Origin of the sequence: Clostridium cellulovorans 743B (assembly GCF_000145275.1) — a bacterium.
GTDB lineage: Bacteria > Bacillota > Clostridia > Clostridiales > Clostridiaceae > Clostridium_K > Clostridium_K cellulovorans.
Map to the genome: position 1 here is coordinate 656,615 of NC_014393.1, position 17,076 is coordinate 673,690.

At 29.4% G+C, this 17,076-nt stretch carries 16 protein-coding genes; 10 read left to right on the top strand and 6 right to left on the bottom strand.

Annotated features, from left to right (window positions below; all coding sequences use genetic code 11):
- Window positions 1–47 precede the first annotated feature (47 nt).
- The 4 genes from CLOCEL_RS02775 (at window position 48) to CLOCEL_RS02790 (ending at window position 4,332) form a co-directional block, all read left to right on the top strand.
- Window positions 48–2,036, top strand: coding sequence for a methyl-accepting chemotaxis protein (locus CLOCEL_RS02775; RefSeq protein WP_010074919.1), 1,989 nt, complete (start codon window positions 48–50; stop codon window positions 2,034–2,036).
- A 300-nt stretch (window positions 2,037–2,336) separates the two neighbouring features.
- A complete protein-coding gene (gene bcp, locus CLOCEL_RS02780) occupies window positions 2,337–2,795 on the top strand; it encodes a thioredoxin-dependent thiol peroxidase (protein WP_010074918.1) in 459 nt (152 codons plus the stop codon).
- Between the two features lie 332 nt (window positions 2,796–3,127).
- Window positions 3,128–3,664 carry an RBBP9/YdeN family alpha/beta hydrolase gene (locus CLOCEL_RS02785; RefSeq protein WP_010074917.1) on the top strand — a complete coding sequence of 179 codons (537 nt, stop codon included), beginning with the start codon at window positions 3,128–3,130 and terminating at the stop codon, window positions 3,662–3,664.
- Between the two features lie 161 nt (window positions 3,665–3,825).
- Window positions 3,826–4,332: an HD domain-containing protein gene (locus CLOCEL_RS02790; protein WP_010074916.1), complete on the top strand. Its 507-nt coding sequence runs from the start codon at window positions 3,826–3,828 to the stop codon at window positions 4,330–4,332.
- A 628-nt stretch (window positions 4,333–4,960) separates the two neighbouring features.
- Here the strand turns inward: CLOCEL_RS02790 and CLOCEL_RS23630 are convergent.
- The 4 genes from CLOCEL_RS23630 to CLOCEL_RS22990 all read right to left on the bottom strand — a co-directional run bounded on the left by CLOCEL_RS23630 (window position 4,961) and on the right by CLOCEL_RS22990 (window position 6,240).
- Window positions 4,961–5,089 (bottom strand): hypothetical protein, encoded by a 129-nt coding sequence (locus CLOCEL_RS23630; RefSeq protein ID WP_278184403.1) that lies wholly within the window; start codon window positions 5,087–5,089, stop codon window positions 4,961–4,963.
- A gap of 142 nt (window positions 5,090–5,231) precedes the next feature.
- Window positions 5,232–5,753 (bottom strand): transposase, encoded by a 522-nt coding sequence (locus tag CLOCEL_RS23420; RefSeq protein WP_242655204.1) that lies wholly within the window; start codon window positions 5,751–5,753, stop codon window positions 5,232–5,234.
- Between the two features lie 145 nt (window positions 5,754–5,898).
- The gene (locus CLOCEL_RS22680) at window positions 5,899–6,069 is read right to left on the bottom strand and encodes a hypothetical protein (RefSeq protein WP_013291600.1); all 171 of its coding nucleotides are present in this window, start codon (window positions 6,067–6,069) and stop codon (window positions 5,899–5,901) included.
- A 12-nt stretch (window positions 6,070–6,081) separates the two neighbouring features.
- Window positions 6,082–6,240, bottom strand: a complete 159-nt coding sequence (locus tag CLOCEL_RS22990) for a hypothetical protein (RefSeq protein ID WP_010074912.1) — start codon at window positions 6,238–6,240, stop codon at window positions 6,082–6,084.
- Window positions 6,241–7,086: 846 nt separating this feature from the next.
- On the opposite strand from CLOCEL_RS22990, the gene CLOCEL_RS23635 reads away from it, so the two are divergent.
- Both CLOCEL_RS23635 and CLOCEL_RS02805 read left to right on the top strand, forming a co-directional pair.
- Window positions 7,087–7,215 (top strand): hypothetical protein, encoded by a 129-nt coding sequence (locus CLOCEL_RS23635; protein ID WP_278184404.1) that lies wholly within the window; start codon window positions 7,087–7,089, stop codon window positions 7,213–7,215.
- Between the two features lie 45 nt (window positions 7,216–7,260).
- Window positions 7,261–7,542: a transposase gene (locus CLOCEL_RS02805; protein ID WP_010074911.1), complete on the top strand. Its 282-nt coding sequence runs from the start codon at window positions 7,261–7,263 to the stop codon at window positions 7,540–7,542.
- Between the two features lie 251 nt (window positions 7,543–7,793).
- On the opposite strand, the gene CLOCEL_RS02810 is transcribed toward CLOCEL_RS02805, so the two are convergent.
- A complete protein-coding gene (locus CLOCEL_RS02810; protein WP_010074910.1) occupies window positions 7,794–8,399 on the bottom strand; it encodes a nitroreductase family protein in 606 nt (201 codons plus the stop codon).
- Between the two features lie 912 nt (window positions 8,400–9,311).
- On the opposite strand from CLOCEL_RS02810, the gene CLOCEL_RS02815 reads away from it, so the two are divergent.
- Both CLOCEL_RS02815 and CLOCEL_RS02820 read left to right on the top strand, forming a co-directional pair.
- Window positions 9,312–10,619, top strand: coding sequence for a methyl-accepting chemotaxis protein (locus CLOCEL_RS02815; protein ID WP_010074909.1), 1,308 nt, complete (start codon window positions 9,312–9,314; stop codon window positions 10,617–10,619).
- Window positions 10,620–11,613: 994 nt separating this feature from the next.
- A complete protein-coding gene (locus CLOCEL_RS02820; protein ID WP_010074908.1) occupies window positions 11,614–13,671 on the top strand; it encodes a methyl-accepting chemotaxis protein in 2,058 nt (685 codons plus the stop codon).
- Window positions 13,672–13,846: 175 nt separating this feature from the next.
- Here the strand turns inward: CLOCEL_RS02820 and CLOCEL_RS02825 are convergent, their stop codons facing one another.
- Entirely contained in the window at window positions 13,847–15,142 is a 1,296-nt protein-coding gene (locus tag CLOCEL_RS02825) for an MFS transporter (protein ID WP_010074907.1), read from the bottom strand.
- 234 nt (window positions 15,143–15,376) lie between these two features.
- Between CLOCEL_RS02825 and CLOCEL_RS02830 the strand changes: the two genes are divergently transcribed.
- A complete protein-coding gene (locus CLOCEL_RS02830) occupies window positions 15,377–15,895 on the top strand; it encodes an ECF transporter S component (RefSeq protein WP_010074906.1) in 519 nt (172 codons plus the stop codon).
- A gap of 5 nt (window positions 15,896–15,900) precedes the next feature.
- Window positions 15,901–17,040, top strand: coding sequence for a pyridoxal-phosphate-dependent aminotransferase family protein (locus tag CLOCEL_RS02835; protein ID WP_010074905.1), 1,140 nt, complete (start codon window positions 15,901–15,903; stop codon window positions 17,038–17,040).
- Window positions 17,041–17,076: the final 36 nt, after the last annotated feature.

Genomic DNA, 17,076 nt, shown 5'->3' on the forward strand with positions numbered 1-17,076 from the left:
CAATGGATAAATGGTAGAAAGGTAAGCAATCACATATGGAGGGTTATATGAAGATAAGTAAAAAGATAATGTACTCTGTTATTGTTGTGAATGTTGTACTTATAATAATTGGGTACTTTGTAAGTAGAACCATTATCCAAAATGTACTTAACTCCGATATAAGAATTTCTACTGAAGAAAAATCAGATGCATTTGCTGAGCTTATTGAAGAAAAAAAGATTACCGCAGTAAATAATATAAAATGGTTAGAGGGGTCAAGTAGATTAATAAAAGCAGTGCAACAAAACAATCGAGGCGATATCATTGAACTAGGAAAGCAGGCTATGAGTAACTTTGAGATGGATTACTTTGTTATTACAGATGCAAATGGTAATGTAATAGCTCGTGCTCATGAGCCAGAAAAGTTTGGTGATAGTATTTTAAAACAAGCTAATATTGAAAAGGCGTTAAAAGGAGAAGTAACAGTAGGCATAGAAGAGGGTACAACAGTAAGACTGTCAATACGAGCAGGTTGCCCGATTAAAAATGAAAATGGGCAGATCATTGGTGCAGTATCTATGGGATATGTGTTGGCAGATGGCTTTGTAGATGAAATAAATGAAAAGGTAAATTGTGAGGTCACTATATTTAATGGAATAGAAAGAGTTGGTACTACAATTAAAGATGGTGAAAAACGAATAACTGGTACTAAAATTGAAGATGCTGAAATAGAAGATACAGTTTTAAATCAAGGGAAATCTATTGATAAAGTAGTAACTATAGATGGTAAAAAATATGTTGCTGTATATTCGCCATTATTTGATGTGAAGGACAATATTATTGGTATGAAATTTGTAGGAGTACCAGCAGATATTGTACAATCAGTAGAACGACAATTGGTTATTGCACAAGTATTGATTTCTTTTATAACAATTGTAGTATCACTTTTAGTTTTACTATTCATTCTACAGAAATCAGTTACTTCACCATTAAAAAAGCTAGTTGAATTTTTTAAGGAGCTTTCCAATGGGGAAGGTGACCTTACTAAAACTATGAAAGTAAATACAAAGGATGAAGTTGGAGAAGTAATAATAGAATTTAACAAATTCATTTCAAAGCTTAGATATATTATTAATGAAGTAAAAGATTCTTCAAATATAATAACAAAGGAAACAATAGCCATGTCTAATAATGTTTCTTCTTGTACAGATGTTATGTTAGAAATATCTAAGCGTGTATCAAAAGTTTCCGATAATATGATGGATAACTCAGCAGCTATAGAAGAAACTACTTCAGCTACTCACGAAATGAATAAAGTTTCTGATGTAGTAGCAACTTCGTGTATGCAAGTTTCAGAACAAAGTAATTATGCTAGTGAGATAACAGAAGATGGTAGTAAGGCGATACAAGATATTATTTACTCCATTAACGATATTTCTGTTTCTTCGGAAGAGGTAATTATAAAAATGAATGAACTACAAAGTCTTTCAAATAAAATAAATGAGATTGTTGAAATAATTACAGGAGTATCAAAACAAACTAATCTTTTATCATTAAATGCATCAATAGAAGCTGCTAAGGCAGGAGAACAAGGAAAAGGTTTTGCTGTTGTTGCCGGGGAAATAAGAAAATTGGCTGAGGAAAGTAATAAATCATCATTAGAAATTGTTGGTTTGATAAAAGAAGTACAAGGCAATATAAAGGATACTGCACAAAAGGTTGAAGCTGTATCGGAAAATATAGCTTCAGGAGTAGATAAAGCTAATTTTGCAGACAGAAAGTTTAAGGAAATATCAAAAGCTATAAATATAGTATCTGAAAAATCACATGATATAGCTGCTGCAGCTCAAGAACAAGTAGCTTCAGTAGAACAAGTTTCTAATGCTATGGAGGAAATAGCTAAGGTTACTGCATCAACTGCCGATGATTCATATAAAATGAATTTAGCTATGCAAAATGAAAGAGAAAGCATGGAAGAAGTTAATCAAGTGACTCAAAAGTTAACAAAAATTATAAAAGAGCTTAATACTATGGTGGAAAAATTTAAAACCTCTTAATTTTGAATTAGACTATTTTAAAGTGATATTTAATCATTTTAAGGTAGTCTTTTATTGTTTTAGCTAAATAGGCATATAGAAGGTCATTTTAAGAGGAAAGCTATACTCTAATAATATTGATTATTATTTAATAATATTGTATTATAAGAAAAAATACTATTAAGAGATTTATAGATTTTTAGTTAGAGGACATGTCATTCTAGATTAAGTAAAGCATTGTAACTTTTTAAAATTAAGTTATCGTTAATACAAATAAATTGAATACTAGATTAGTTAAAATTAAATGAGAGGTGATTTAATATGTTAATGGAAGGAAGTAAAGCGCCAGAATTTAAGTTGGAAGATAAGGATGGAAATGAGGTTAGATTATCAGATTTTTTAGGAAAAAAGGTAGTGGTGTACTTTTATCCTAAAGATAATACACCAGGTTGTACTAGGCAAGCTTGTGCCTTTAAAGATTCTTATGAAGGATTTAAAGCAAAAGAAATTGTAGTTATAGGAATCAGCAAAGATAGTACTAAATCTCATGAAAAGTTTGCAGAAAAGCATGGCTTACCATTTACATTACTATCAGATCCAGAATTAATTGTTATTAAAGCCTATGATGTATGGAAAGAGAAAAAGTTATACGGTAAGGTTAGTATGGGAGTAGTAAGAACCACATACATAATCAATGAGAATGGCATAATAGAAAAGGTTTTTGAAAAAGTAAAACCTGATACAAATGCTAAGGAAATATTAGATTATTTAGAAGGTTAAAAAGAAAAAAATAGAAGCATTTATAGGAAAATAATATCCCATAAAGCTTATAAATATATCCTATATAAGGAGATATTTTATAAGAACTGTGGGATATTATTTTTATATTTAAAGAGAGATGAAGATATTAAAATTTTGAATTTAAATTCTTTAAATAAAAAATATAGACAATGAAGATAGAAAATGATAGAATAATACATAAATCATATTGGAATACTTGGTTTTCTGATTGATATTAGAATTAATATCGTTCTTAGAATAAGGGATTAATAAAACATTCTAAATATAAAAATTTAGAACTTTAAAAAAATATATATAGAAGGTGATATATTATGAAAGTAAAGATACTTCCTGGATTAAATAATTCTGGGGCAGATCATTGGCAGAGCATTTGGGAAAAGAAATACGGCTTTGAGAGAGTACAACAAGATGACTGGAAACAGCCTAAATATAATGAGTGGGAGAAAAACTTGATAGATAATCTCCAACGTGAAAATGACAAAAATATTATTTTGATAGCTCATAGCTTAGGATGCTTACTTACTGCAAAAGCAATAACTAAGATAGAAGATTATGTGAAAGCTATTTTTTTAGTAGCACCACCAGATACTAGTAGGGATATATTCCCAAAAGAAATTAATTCATTCAATAATTTGCCCAATAAAACTTTAGGGGTTCCTGGCATACTAGTATATAGTGAAGATGATCAATATGCGTCAGCAGAGTACAGCTTAAAACAAGCTAAAAACTGGGGGCTTCAAGCAGTATCTGTTGGAAAAAGAGGCCATATTAACAGTGACTCTAACATAGAAAATTGGGATCAAGGTTATGAGATATTTCAAAAACTTTTAATAAATGAAGAGCGATGAACATATTGAAGCTTAGTATATATATTGAAGTAAATAAACAAAAATATAAGAGATTGTTTTAGTAAATGTTAAATTATCAGATTAGATGCTAATTGCAAGATAGTTTATTAAAATGGTATACTTATATAAAAAAGGAAAGTTATTATATTTAGGTGATAGTTATGAGAAATGTAGGAAATGTTATAAGTGCAATGATAGAATATTATGCTGGAGATGTAAGACGTATTAATCACTTTTTAAAAGTCTATGGTTTTGCTAAAGCTATAGGAGAAATGGAAAAGTTAAGCCCGTTAAAGCAAGAAATTTTAGAAGTTGCTTCAGTTGTACATGATATAGGTATTAAGAATAGTGAAATAAAATATAATTCTAGTGCTGGTAATTATCAGCAAATTGAAGGACCACCAGTAGCAGAAGAAATGCTTAAAAAGTTAGGATATGAAGATAATTTTATAAAAAGAGTGTGTTTCTTAATTGCTCATCATCATACGTATACTGATATTGATAATTATGATTATCAGATTCTTGTAGAAGCAGATTTTTTAGTTAATATTGATGAAGATCAGTTATCTATGGATGTTGTTAGATCGGTAAAAGAAAAGATATTTAGGACAGAAGTAGGAATTAAATATTTGAATGTGTTATATAATATTGATAATATAGGTATTTAAAGAAGTATTTTATGGTGTTTAACCTTAATTCGGCAAGTTGTTATAAGTTATAGAAATCCTTACAAATTTAATGGGATTGATTCCATGTTTTAAAAAATGTGTTAGAACATCGAAATAGGTAAATTTATTAAAAAATTCAACTAGCCGTTCGGTAATTTGTAAAATGAAACTCTGAAGGAATGCATTAGGACCAAATCTTATATCTATATTGACCATTACTACAAACAGTACAATGTATATTATTCTTCTTTTACGAATGTGGCTGTCGAACTAAGTAAATTAGTGCGCAGCTCATTTTTGTTTAATGAATACCACAGGTTTTATCCAACATCATAAACTTAAGAAACTTTTAACAGTGTTCAAACTCTCTTTTTATTAGTCACATTTCATTTACATATATTGGATTAGAAAGAACATAAAAATCTATAAATTTAAAGTAGATTTTTTTGCTTTTTTAAAAGCTACTTTCTTGGTTATTCTTATATTTATTAGTTACATTATGTTTCTATCCCGACTTTTAAGTATTCTCACTGGTACCACATATCGTTCAATTGATTCCTGCAACTCCATTAACTTTCTTGATCTTTTTCTATTATTAGGTTCTATCAATATTTTTATAAAATTTTCCTTAAATAATCCTCGTACTGGTATATTCCTTGGCTTTAAGTTCTTCTACAACTTCTGGATGGTTTTTCTTTATCTTAGCTAACCTAGCTTGAGTGTGTATTAATCTTACAGGTTCAGCTGCTTTAGTCATAAGTTCACGTTCATTTTTATAATCATTTGATGATAACCTAAATAAATACTTAAGATTATTTTTTCTAAGAAATGAATCAATTCAATTGAAGGATAACCTCTATCAAATACTATAATAAAGGGCTTATCTTTAAGTATTTCTTTTACAGCCATGATATTTTGCTTTGCCAATCTAAAAAGAAATGATTGAATACATCAAACATAGTACTTACCAAAGCCCTAATCTCACCTTTGTTATTTTTATTGCCACATTCACCAAAGCTAGCTTTGTTTTCATCTGAGTTTGGAACTTCTGCTCTACTTCCATCTACAGCAAACACCATATAATCGTTCCACAGTATTGGTTCTTCAGAAAAATAAAAGGATTGAAGATATTCTTTATTTAGAAATGAAAAGACCTCATAGTTTAATTTTTTTCTTTGTTGTAAAAACCCTTGTTTTGATATATTCATAGAAGTGGCTCCTTTTTCTATAAAATATTTATGAAGTTCCATTTCCGTAGTTAATCCTTTCTTAGAAAGAGTACATAAAATAATATCTTCTAGCGGCAACTTTCTTTTCCTTGTGAAGGGTTTTTCATCATTTAACTGAGCATATTCTCTTACTGTATTAGAATTTATAATATTAAATATCTTTTTAAATCTCTCTCTATAAAGATCATTCATAAAAACGCCTCTTCTATATTAACCAAATATTTAACGTAAAAATCTGATAAGCAGTAAATGCTTATCAGATTGCCTTAAGTTTATGATGTTGCGTTTGACGGGTGGTTTGCTTTAGCAAATTCAAGTGTTTAAAAATATTTAAATATTAGTGACGTCCACCACCACCACCGTGAGTATACCCACCAGCAGAAATATGAGTCGCTGGTGGCGCAAAAATTGAGCCTATCCAGTAACCAAAATCATATGCTAAATCACTAGCGCCACCTGTTATTTTTTCTAATTCACTAATATCTAATTTAACCAAAGTATTCATCATTAAGCCCCTCCATTATTTACCATGATAACCATCACTTATTCCCTTGCCAAAATTATAAACTATATTGCAAGCTTCATAAACTACGCAAGCAGCTCCAATAACAACTAACACGCCATTACCACCATTTACATCAGTAAGATCATTTTCATCCATTGTGCAAAAAAAATCCATTATTACACCCCCTTTAATTTATATTATTAGGCTTGAGCATAATTCTCAGCCATTCTATCTCAAGGCTTGGCAAAGACCTAAAAGAAGCGTCACTCAGATGTAAAGTACCTTAAAAAAACTTTTGTTAATGATATACTTATTAGATGAAAATTTTAAGTTAAGTATTCTAAGGATGACTTACAAAGATATCAAAGCAAAGAACTCTAAAATATTAATTGCATATTATCAAACAACTAAATATTTATTGAAGAATAAAATGCAGTATTTATCAATCGAAAATTGTACAACTTCAATAAAAGATATCCATTGTCTCCTATAGTTTGAGGAAAATCATTATGAAGAAAGGATATTATTATCAATAGATGATTGACAACGATTTCAAATCATAGAAACTAGTAATCTAAAAAGAATCTTTTCTGATGAGCAGTTGATACCAATGTTAATTAACTGTCTAGTGCATAACCAATATCATTAGTTAAAAGCATAGCAACTAATGAGTGTTTTATTCCCTTATGAAAAATCTGAAAAAAGCAACTGTACTCATATAATATTATCACGAACAGTATATACTTGTAAATTATACTTGTCAATAGTATTTATACATTAATATTGCTTTTTTATTTAAATAAATCCATACATGGTAAACTATTAACAAATAAGGCGTATTTGAAAAATTAGTTATTTAACGAAAACAACAGTAAGGCAAACACATATAAGATTTTAGGGCGTAGCCCTTTTGGTTTAGTCTAATAGTAATTATAATTCCAATGTACATTGAAATTATAATTAAAGTATCAAGTTTAAGCAAATATTTACATTGGTGTTGAGGGCCAATACATTGTATGTATGGATATCTCTAGTGAAAGATCTGACCAACTTAGATTGATGCCTTTTAATACTAGTTCACCTAAAAAATTCAGCAATGTGATAGCTGACGTCGGATATGATAGTGAGGAAAACTACGCCTATTTATAAACGACAGAACAAAAATCTTTCATAAAACCACAGGCTTATGAAGGTATGAAAAAAGCTAGCTTCAAGAAAAGTATAGGTAAACGTGAAAATATGAAATACGATCAAATAAATGATGAATACACCTGTTATAATGATAAAAAGCTTAAGCCTATCGCCATAACTACAAGAAAATCAAAGTCAAGATATAAGTCTAAAATAATAATCTATGAATGCGAAAACTGCGTTGATTGTCAATATGAATTAAAATGTACAAAGGCGTTAGGTAATAGAAAAATGCAAGTATCTAAATTGTTTGCTGAAAAAAGAGTACGCTCTCTAGCAAAGTAGCTAAGAAGTTAACACCAAAAAATTGGAGGTTAAACCACCTCTTTTTTGCTATGTCATAAAATAAGTAATTACCTAAATGTCAGCTAGATTTATAGGTGATTTTGAGAGACATCTCCTTCAGTGCGCTCTAAGATTTTCCAAGGATTTCATACTTTCTATTTTTTTATGTGAGTTATTTGAGCCTTCTATTTGATTAGATACTTAAGATAGAAAGAAATTTCTATAAACTATGATTGATTAGTTGAAAGGTGTTAGTATGATTTAAATACCTTAAGGCGTTCATTTATAGAAGTAAATTCTCTTTTATCTGGCACACTTATAGGCTTTCCGAAGGGCATTTGGGCAATTAATTTCCAGTTAGAAGGAAGTCGCCAGTGGTTTTTAACTTCTCTATCAATAATTGGATTATAGTGTTGCAAAGATGCACCTAAGCCTTCAATTTCAAGAGAACTCCACACTATGTATTGGAGCATACCACTTGCTTGATGTGCCCATACTGGGAAATTATCATGATAAAGATCATAGTTTCTTTGTAATTGTTCAATTACATTTATATCTTCAAAAAACAAAACGGTACCGTAACCATTACGAAAAGAATTAATTTTTTCTTCAACTGATGGAAATTGATCTAGTGGAACAATTTCTTGAAATTCTTTTTTAGTTATATCCCATAGTTTGTTATGGTCTTCACCAAATAAAAGTACAATTCTTGAACTAGGAGTATTGAAGGCAGAAGGTGTATATTGTAAAGCATTTTCTATTATTTCTTCAATATGTTCAGTTGAAATAGTTGTTTCTTTACCAATCCCATAGAAGCTTCGCCTTTCTTTTAATATAATATAAAAATCTTTTGACATACTTAATTAATCTCCTTTCTTTAATTAATTCATAGGAAAAGTTGGATATTTAGAAAATAAGCTATTTTGTCTGCAGAATAGTAATTAAACTTCATAGTTCTTTTTATATAAAAATATCAAAATGAAGTTATTAGGTATATAGGTTACATAATTACAATCAATTTTTATAAATAACATAACTATATATTTAGTTTTATAGAGTTTTTTTATGTATATAAATTTTGTTGTCGAAACTACATTGAAAGTTTATTCATATAATACTAGTATTTGAATTTACATCCTAGTAAAAATATTTCATGGGTATATACATTTTGGAACTATAGTACAATGCTATAAGGTAAAGTTAAATTTATAGTTTATATATAATGTAAGTTGTAAATTTTTATCTACAATTTTTGTAGGGATAATAACTTTTCTTATCAATATAAGTTTAAATTTCTTGGTTATAGTAGAAAGAAGAGAATGAAAAAAAAGAAAGAAGAGATGGATTACTACTCACTTTGATGTAGAAGTGGTGCTTTTGTGTTGGGAGGAATTATGGTTAAAAGAAAAATTTAAAGGTTGATATATATATATAAGTAGTATTTTAATGAAATGAAAAGAAATGTGAAGAAAAATAATGTAAATAAGTTAAAAAAATAAAGGTTAATATATAACTTTTTGTGATGAAAATTGTATTTATGTTAAACATTTGTGCACGTTTAACTATAGTGATATACTTTATAGTGTGTATAGCTATTGAAATAAATGGACGTAATACAAATTATGAATTTTAGGAAAGTTATGATTCTTAATTAATTTCATCATGGGGGAAGTTATTTCATAGCCACCGAGATATTCGTAGCTTTATAATCTACAAAGCGAAGAAAATTTCAGGGATATACAAATATTATAAAAGAAGGGGACATACTTATGAGTGAGTTAAAAGAACAAAATACCGGTGGAAAAAATGAGATATTTAATCTTATAAAAACCACACTTACTACATCACTAGCAATTCTATTAATAATAGCTATTGTAGGTGGTACAATTTCCGGCATAATAATCAATGTTATTGCTGGGTCAGATAAAGCTTTTTTAATAAGTTGTATATGCATATTTGTTAATCTAATTATGGCAATGTCAACATTCTTAATTTTTAGCGGAAGCATTAAAGCTGCTTCAGGAAATTTCAGTGAAATACTTCAAGCTTTTAGCAGAGGGGATTTTTCAATTAAATTAGATAATAAAGAATTTAAAGCACTTGGGAAAATAGTTGATCATTTAAATTCTTTTACAACAGAAATTCGGAATATAATTCAAGGTACATATAATCTTACAAAGTCTATTGTGGATTCATCTTTTGATATGACAGATAAGGTTGTTCAAATTAATGGCTCTTTTAAAGAAATATCTAAAACTATCGATGAAATCGCATCTGGAGCTTCAGAACAAGTTGCAGAAGCGCAACAAAGTGTTGATACAATGGGGAATTTATCAGAACAAATTGTTGTTGTGAGAGACAGTTATAATACTATTGTTAAAGAAGCAGAGAGTGTTAATGATTTGAATAAAGAAGGATTAGATACTGTAAAGGTACTAAGAGAAAAGTCAGATAATTATAATGCTGCATCAGAAGAGATACTAATAGCTACTGAGCATCTTACTACAACTTTAGATAGTATTGGTATTTTCGTTGAGGCTATTCAAGGTATATCAGAGCAAACAAATCTTCTTGCACTAAATGCCGCTATTGAAGCAGCAAGGGCAGGGGAAGCAGGAAAAGGTTTTGCAGTTGTTGCTGATGAAGTAAGAAAATTAGCTGACCAGAGTAAAGATTCTACTGAAAATATAAGAAAACTAATGGAAACTATACAGAATGATTCTAAAAAAGCCATAGACGCTATGAAGACTATGAAGATAGTTTCTGAACAACAACTTTCAGCTGTAAATCAAACTGATGATTCTTTTAAAAGAATTGCTGACGCTGTGGATTCAATTATTTTCAAAATTAATGATACAAAAAAAGCAATTGCACAAATGGAAGAAAGCAAAAGAACATCAATTTTTGCTATTGAAAAAACTGCGGAGGTATCAGAGCAAACTGCCGCTGCTAGTGAAGAGTTAGCTGCTACAGTGGAATCACAATTAAGATTATTTGATGAGATTTCAAAGGCTGCTGGTAACTTAAGTACTCTTTCTTCTGAAATGAATGATAGTTTACAGAAATATAAGTTATAATAGATAAGATTAGCTAATACAAGTAGTTATTTGATTAAAAATAGTATTATACAGGATTTTAGTATGATATAAAAATATAATAAATATAAAGCCTCTAAAAACCTCTAATTATATGTTAATTAGAGGTTTTTTTGCATGACCAATTTTTGCTCTCCGTAAAGATATAAATGTGGTTTTGAAATCAGAAAATGGATTTATTGTTTTAAGGTAAGTCTCAGAGAAAGATAAAATCAATATGTATATAGTTGGCTTTGGAACAAATACAACCAATTACTGAAGTTAAAATAATAATTGATAAGATATTTAAAAATATAATTATTCTGAAAATATAAAAAACGACAAATTTAAAAAAATAGGCATTGAAATTGAGTGAAATATAAAAAACCATGAAAAATATGCGATTTTATAGATTCTTTTTTTGTAATGATTATGATATATTTAAATGTATCATATAATGCTAGATTTAATTTTTGTTAAATAGATTTCTTGAAGTAAGATTATAATACTACATTTAGGTAGATAAAATAGATTTAAGGAATAAATTTTTCGAATAGCAAATGTTATTATAGATTTGATTTCTAGATAAATTGCTATGATTTCTAATGCAATAAATTATAGAAGTTATAAGAATGTTTTATATAATGTGTCTATAAAAGTATAATTTATCTCTTTATTGGACTATCTATATAGCTTTTAATAGATGCCATTTATAATTTATTAATTAATTGTGCCTTTTATGTCATAATTCCAAGCTACGATACTTTTAAAGAAGAGATATGTAAAAAAATTATTTATCTTCTGTAAAAAATGTCCATAAAACGACGAAATATATTATAATGGATATATAAGTAAAAGTGCTAGTTTTATACAATTGGTAATTTTAAGATAATAAAGTATGTTCACGTAGAAATAAGCAAATTTATGAAATCTAGCAAAGTTAAAAAATCTTATAGAATAAGTTTGAAAAAATCTAAGAAAAGAAGGCTAAAATATTATGAAAAAAATATCATCTTCAATAATTGCTGCAATAATAATTTGTGTAATTTTATCTTCAATTTCTGTGGGGACTATAAGTATTTTTATAGGGTATAGAAGTGTTAAAGGGGAAGCTGTCGATAAGTTGCAGGCAACAGCTATGCAGTATGCAAACAAAATGAATAACAATTTTACCGAGGCAGAGGGGGCTGTTAATGGACTTGCAAGTTATATTGAAGCTTCCTTTGATATGAGTAAAATACAAGATAAAGGTTATGATAATGATTTTAATAAAGCTCTCACAGAACAGTTAAGAATATTAGAAAAAAATAATGAGAATATTCTCGGTATATATGCATATATGGAACCATCATACACAAAGTCTATAATTGGTAATTGGTTTAGCGATGGGAAGTTAATAACTTTAAAGCTAGATGAAGAATATAAATTATATTCAGACCATGCTGAAAGTTGGGATTTTTATTATGAAGCAGTTGAGAATAATAAGCCTGCGTGGATAGATCCTTATTATGATGAAGATTTAAAATTTGATGTGGTATCTTATTTATACCCTGTTTATGTAGATAATAAGTTATGGGGTGTTGTGGGAATGGATATTTCTTTTGATGATTTTTCTGAGTTAGTAAACGAAATGAAATTATATGACAGCGGATATGCATTCTTATTAAATCAAAATCAGAATTTTATAGTACATCCCGAGTATTCAAATGAGGAGACTTTAGAAACCGTAGGTTATGATAAACTAATTACGAAATTGGAAGAAAGTAATGACGGGTTTACTCAGATGAATATTGATGGAAAAGAAGAGTATGTAGGTTATTCAGTTTTGGAGAATGGGTATGTATTTTGTACTACGGTTCCTAGTGTTGAAATTTTGAAATCAATTAAAACCATGATAATTATATCTGTCCTAGCAATAGCAATAAGCATCTCTATAGCATTTATTGTAGCAGTAGTGTTAGGAAAAAGGATATCTATGCCAATTTCAAAGGTTGCTATGGATTTAGAATTGGCTGGTGATGGAGATTTCACAGGAAGAGAATCTTTAGCATATATAAGAAATCATGATGAGACAGGTATCCTATCTAAAGCTCTTGATAAAATGCAAAAGTCTATGGAGGCTATGATAGATAGAATATCTAATGAAAGCAGTGAAGTTTCTGATATTACTAGAGAACTAAAGAGTGTAATGGACAGTCTGATAGCAGAAGTTTTAAATATTTCTGATATAACAGAAAGAATATCAGCAGGAATGGAAGAAACAGCAGCTACAGCTACAACAATTGATAGTGCATCAAATAGAATGATAGATCAAATTAATCTTATGAATGAGAAGAATGATCACGGCATAAAGATTGTAGAGGAAATTAGTAAGCATGCAACATCATTAAGGGAATCAGCAGTTAAAGAAGCTCAGATTGTTAATGATATATGTATAAGTGCTGAGGCAAAACTTTCTAATGCGATAAATGATTCTAAAGAGGTTAGTAAGATTAAAGAGTTATCTGAAAATATATTGGCTATTGCAGAACAAACAAACTTGTTATCATTAAATGCTTCTATTGAAGCAGCTAGAGCTGGGGAAATGGGTAAAGGTTTTGCAGTAGTTGCAAATGAAATTAAAAAGTTAGCAGATGATTCTCAAAAATTAGCAAGTGAAATTCAAAGTATTACTAATGGAGTTACAAATTCAGTAGGTAATTTGTGTGAGAGTGCTGAGGAAGTGTTAGATTTTGTTAACAATAATGTTAAAGAAAGTTATGAGATGTTAATAAATACTAGTGAGCAATATAATAATGATGCTAATGTTGTTTACGACATGCTATCTGATTTTAATAGAGTTTCATATACAATTTTTGAAGAAATCAACGAACTTTTAAGGGCTTTCAATGATATTAGTGTTGCAGCAAATGAGGGAGCTGTAGGAACTTCAGATATTTCAACTCGAGTACAAGAGGTTTCTTATAACACTAAGATTATTGAAGAACAATTTAAAAAGCTAATAGAAGTATCAGAAAAGCTTAATAGTATAATGCATATGTTTAAGGTAGTATAATAAGGATTAATTACGATTAATAAAAGATCACTGAGTTAACATTTTATATAGGTTAACTTAGTGATCTTTAAATTTATTTAATTGAATTCTTATCAATAGGCTTATTACTTAAATGATAATAATCATGATTTTTTCACTGGATATTTAGCTATAGACAAAGTTAGGGGATAAATGTCTAATCTTCCGTACTAAAAAATCCAAGCTTATCTTTAGGAAGTTGAGGTTTGTTATCACCATGTTTAACTAAAAGCATCGTAAAAAAAGATAGGATAATAAATATTGTAGCGTAGGGAAATAAGGTTCTATACCCCATATATTCCAATAAGGCACCAGATAAAATTGGTGTTATTATTTGGGCTGACATTGAAAAGGTATAATAAAGGCCTGTATATTTTCCTACATCATGGAGGTTACTTATTTCAACTACCATAGGATAAGAATTAACATTTATAGATGCCCAACCGATACCTATGAGGGCAAAAATTATATTTAACAATGGAGAATAATTTTTAAATAAACTTCCTAAGAAAAAAGAAATGGAAACTAAAATTATCCCAAAGGTTATTAGTTTTTTACGACCAAACTTTGAGGAGATAATCCCAATAGGTACATAGGCTAATATTGTAACTATAGTGGCAACTAATAGATAAGTTGCTGCAGTCCCAATGTCCATTGACCATGCTTCTTGTGCATACTTGGTAAAGGCTGTAGATACTGCATTATATCCCATAAACCAGAGAAATACTGAAAATAGTAAGAAATATAGACTTCTTTTTACTTCAGGTTGCATAGGTTCCTTAATTTTATTCTCCTCTAATGCATTTTTATTTTGTATATCTTTGGGATTACCATAGTTGCTAGCTTCGAGTTCAGAGACAATTTTTCTTTCCTTAATTGTAATTAGCAGTATAACTATAGATATGATCATAACTAGTGCTATAGCTATAAAGGTGTAGAAATAATTGGGTTTACTTATAGGTTTTACAAAAATTTTTATTATGATTAATGTTAATATTCCTCCAATGGCTCCCATAAGATTTATTATGGCATTAGCCTTTGAACGAAGTTGGTTAGGCGTTATATCAGGCATAAGTGCCACTGCTGGTGAGCGATAAATCCCCATAGATAATAATACTAGACCTAGGGCTATAATAAAAAGTGGTAAAGAGACTATATTATCTGCTGTAGGAATAAGAAACATGAATACTATAGAAAGAAGAGTACCTATAACTATAAATGGGGTTCTTCTGCCGATTTTAGCATTGCATCTATCAGAAAGTGCACCGAAAAAAGGAAGTAGAAATATAGCAAGAATATTATCAAGAGCCATAATTAATCCAGATAAGGTATCACCAATACCAAAGGTATTTTTTAAAATTAGAGGAATTATGCTGTCATACATTTGCCAAAAGGCGCAGATAGACAGAAACGCTAGTCCTACGAAAACGGTACGTTTGTAGTGAAATTTCATATTTATACACTCTCCTAGAGGTTGGTTATCTTTAATTTACAATTTTATGATTATAACCAATAGCTTAGCAACGAAAATAAATACAATATAGTTTTACAAGGTTAAATATATGTTAATGAATTGCGAAACATTCAAAAAATCTGATACTGTCAAAAATAATTAAACTGAGACTTTAAATAATATCAGATAATTGTTATATTATTATAAATTAGTATGTAAAGAGGGGGATAAAGAATGGAAAAATCAAGAACACAAAAGATGATATTAAGTGCGCTTTTTATCGCAATGATATTTGTTGCTACTAGAATTAATATTAAGTTACCTTTAGGAAATGGAGGGCTTGTGCATTTAGGAACTGCGTTTCTATTTATAATAGCTGTAAACTTTGGAACTAGATATGGGGCTATCTCTGGAGCTTTGGGAATGACTATTTTTGATGTGTTATCAGGATGGGCGGCTTGGGCACCTACTACCTTTGTAGCAAGATTAGTAATGGGATATATAGTAGGAAAGATGAATGAGAAACGTGAAAAAGGCAATATTTTAATAATGCTAGCTTCTTTCGTAATTTCAGGAGTATTTATGATAGCAATATATTATATTGGTAATGCAATTACCTTTGGAAATTGGATAGCACCGATACAATCTATTCCTGGAGATATTACTCAAATTGTTATTGGAGCTTTAATAGCATTGCCAGCAACTAAGGCTATAGAAAGAATAAATATTTTAAAGAGATATAGGTGGGATTAAAAAAAATGAAAATTATGACACCTGGACCTACTCAGGTTCGTGAAAATGTTAGAGTGGCAAGAAGTATTGTTACTACAAACCCAGATTTGGACTTAGAATTCTATAATTTTTATAAGGAAACTTGTGAAAAGGCAGCAAAGCTTTTACATACAGAAAACAAAGTTTTAATCCTAGGAGGCGAAGGAATCTTAGGCCTAGAAGCAGCTTGTGCATCGTTGACAGAAAAGGGCGATAGAGTATTAGTTATAGACAACGGGATATTTGGGGAAGGTTTTTCTGAGTTTGTAACTATGTACGGTGGAGAAGCTGTCTTTTTTAAAGGAGATCGCAGAAATCCAATAGATGTTGATGCTTTAAAAGCTTTTTTACAAAAAGATAGTGATTTTAAATATGCGACAGTAGTACATTGTGATACTCCATCAGGTGTATTAAATGATATGAGTAGAATTTGTCCACTACTTAAGGAATACGGAATTATAACTGTTGTTGATACAGTAGCTGCTATGTTTGGAGTTCCACTAGAAGTTGATGCTTGGAAGATAGATATAGCAATTGGTGGATCACAAAAGGTAATTTCTGCGCCACCAGGATTAACTTTATTAAGTGTCAGCGATGAAGCTTTTGAAACGATGGAAAAAAGAAAAGAAAAGATAGCAGCTTTTTATGCTAATATTTTAGTGTGGAAAAATTATTATGAAGATAAATGGTGCCCATATACACCACCTATTAGCGATATTATAGGGCTTAGAGCTGCTATTGATAATATAGAGGCTGACGAAGACATTCTAAAAAGACATGAAGTTATTGCAGAGGCTACAAGAGAAGCTGTAATTAAGGCAGGCTTATCTCTTCATTTGGAGAGTGGCTTTTCAAATACTGTTACAGTAATAGAAGTTCCAAAAGGAATAGAAAGTTCGAAAATTCTTAAAATAATGAAGGAAACGTATGGTATTATGATAGCAGGCTGTTTTGCTGAGCTTGCAGGAAAGGTAATTCGCATTGGACATATGGGAGAAAACTGCAACGAAGAGGATGTAAGAGATACTTTAGATTCATTAGATATGACTCTTGTAGAATTAGGGTTTGAGATAGAAGTTCCTATGAAGATTACTTTTATAGAAGCTGTAAAAAGATTGGGATTATAATTCTTTTTTACTAAATGAAAGTTTATTAAATTTTTA

What these genes read in the sequence shown, in the direction of transcription:
- CLOCEL_RS02835 (WP_010074905.1), top strand. Translation starts at nt 15,901, where the DNA reads ATGAAAATTATGACACCTGGACCTACTCAGGTTCGTGAAAATGTTAGA.
- CLOCEL_RS02820 (WP_010074908.1), top strand. Translation starts at nt 11,614, where the DNA reads ATGAAAAAAATATCATCTTCAATAATTGCTGCAATAATAATTTGTGTA.
- CLOCEL_RS22680 (WP_013291600.1), bottom strand. Translation starts at nt 6,069, where the DNA reads ATGATGAATACTTTGGTTAAATTAGATATTAGTGAATTAGAAAAAATA.
- CLOCEL_RS02790 (WP_010074916.1), top strand. Translation starts at nt 3,826, where the DNA reads ATGAGAAATGTAGGAAATGTTATAAGTGCAATGATAGAATATTATGCT.
- CLOCEL_RS23630 (WP_278184403.1), bottom strand. Translation starts at nt 5,089, where the DNA reads ATGACTAAAGCAGCTGAACCTGTAAGATTAATACACACTCAAGCTAGG.
- CLOCEL_RS02775 (WP_010074919.1), top strand. Translation starts at nt 48, where the DNA reads ATGAAGATAAGTAAAAAGATAATGTACTCTGTTATTGTTGTGAATGTT.
- CLOCEL_RS23420 (WP_242655204.1), bottom strand. Translation starts at nt 5,753, where the DNA reads ATGAATGATCTTTATAGAGAGAGATTTAAAAAGATATTTAATATTATA.
- CLOCEL_RS02785 (WP_010074917.1), top strand. Translation starts at nt 3,128, where the DNA reads ATGAAAGTAAAGATACTTCCTGGATTAAATAATTCTGGGGCAGATCAT.
- CLOCEL_RS02805 (WP_010074911.1), top strand. Translation starts at nt 7,261, where the DNA reads ATGAAAAAAGCTAGCTTCAAGAAAAGTATAGGTAAACGTGAAAATATG.
- CLOCEL_RS02810 (WP_010074910.1), bottom strand. Translation starts at nt 8,399, where the DNA reads ATGTCAAAAGATTTTTATATTATATTAAAAGAAAGGCGAAGCTTCTAT.
- CLOCEL_RS02830 (WP_010074906.1), top strand. Translation starts at nt 15,377, where the DNA reads ATGGAAAAATCAAGAACACAAAAGATGATATTAAGTGCGCTTTTTATC.
- CLOCEL_RS22990 (WP_010074912.1), bottom strand. Translation starts at nt 6,240, where the DNA reads ATGGATTTTTTTTGCACAATGGATGAAAATGATCTTACTGATGTAAAT.
- CLOCEL_RS23635 (WP_278184404.1), top strand. Translation starts at nt 7,087, where the DNA reads ATGGATATCTCTAGTGAAAGATCTGACCAACTTAGATTGATGCCTTTT.
- bcp (WP_010074918.1), top strand. Translation starts at nt 2,337, where the DNA reads ATGTTAATGGAAGGAAGTAAAGCGCCAGAATTTAAGTTGGAAGATAAG.
- CLOCEL_RS02815 (WP_010074909.1), top strand. Translation starts at nt 9,312, where the DNA reads ATGAGTGAGTTAAAAGAACAAAATACCGGTGGAAAAAATGAGATATTT.
- CLOCEL_RS02825 (WP_010074907.1), bottom strand. Translation starts at nt 15,142, where the DNA reads ATGAAATTTCACTACAAACGTACCGTTTTCGTAGGACTAGCGTTTCTG.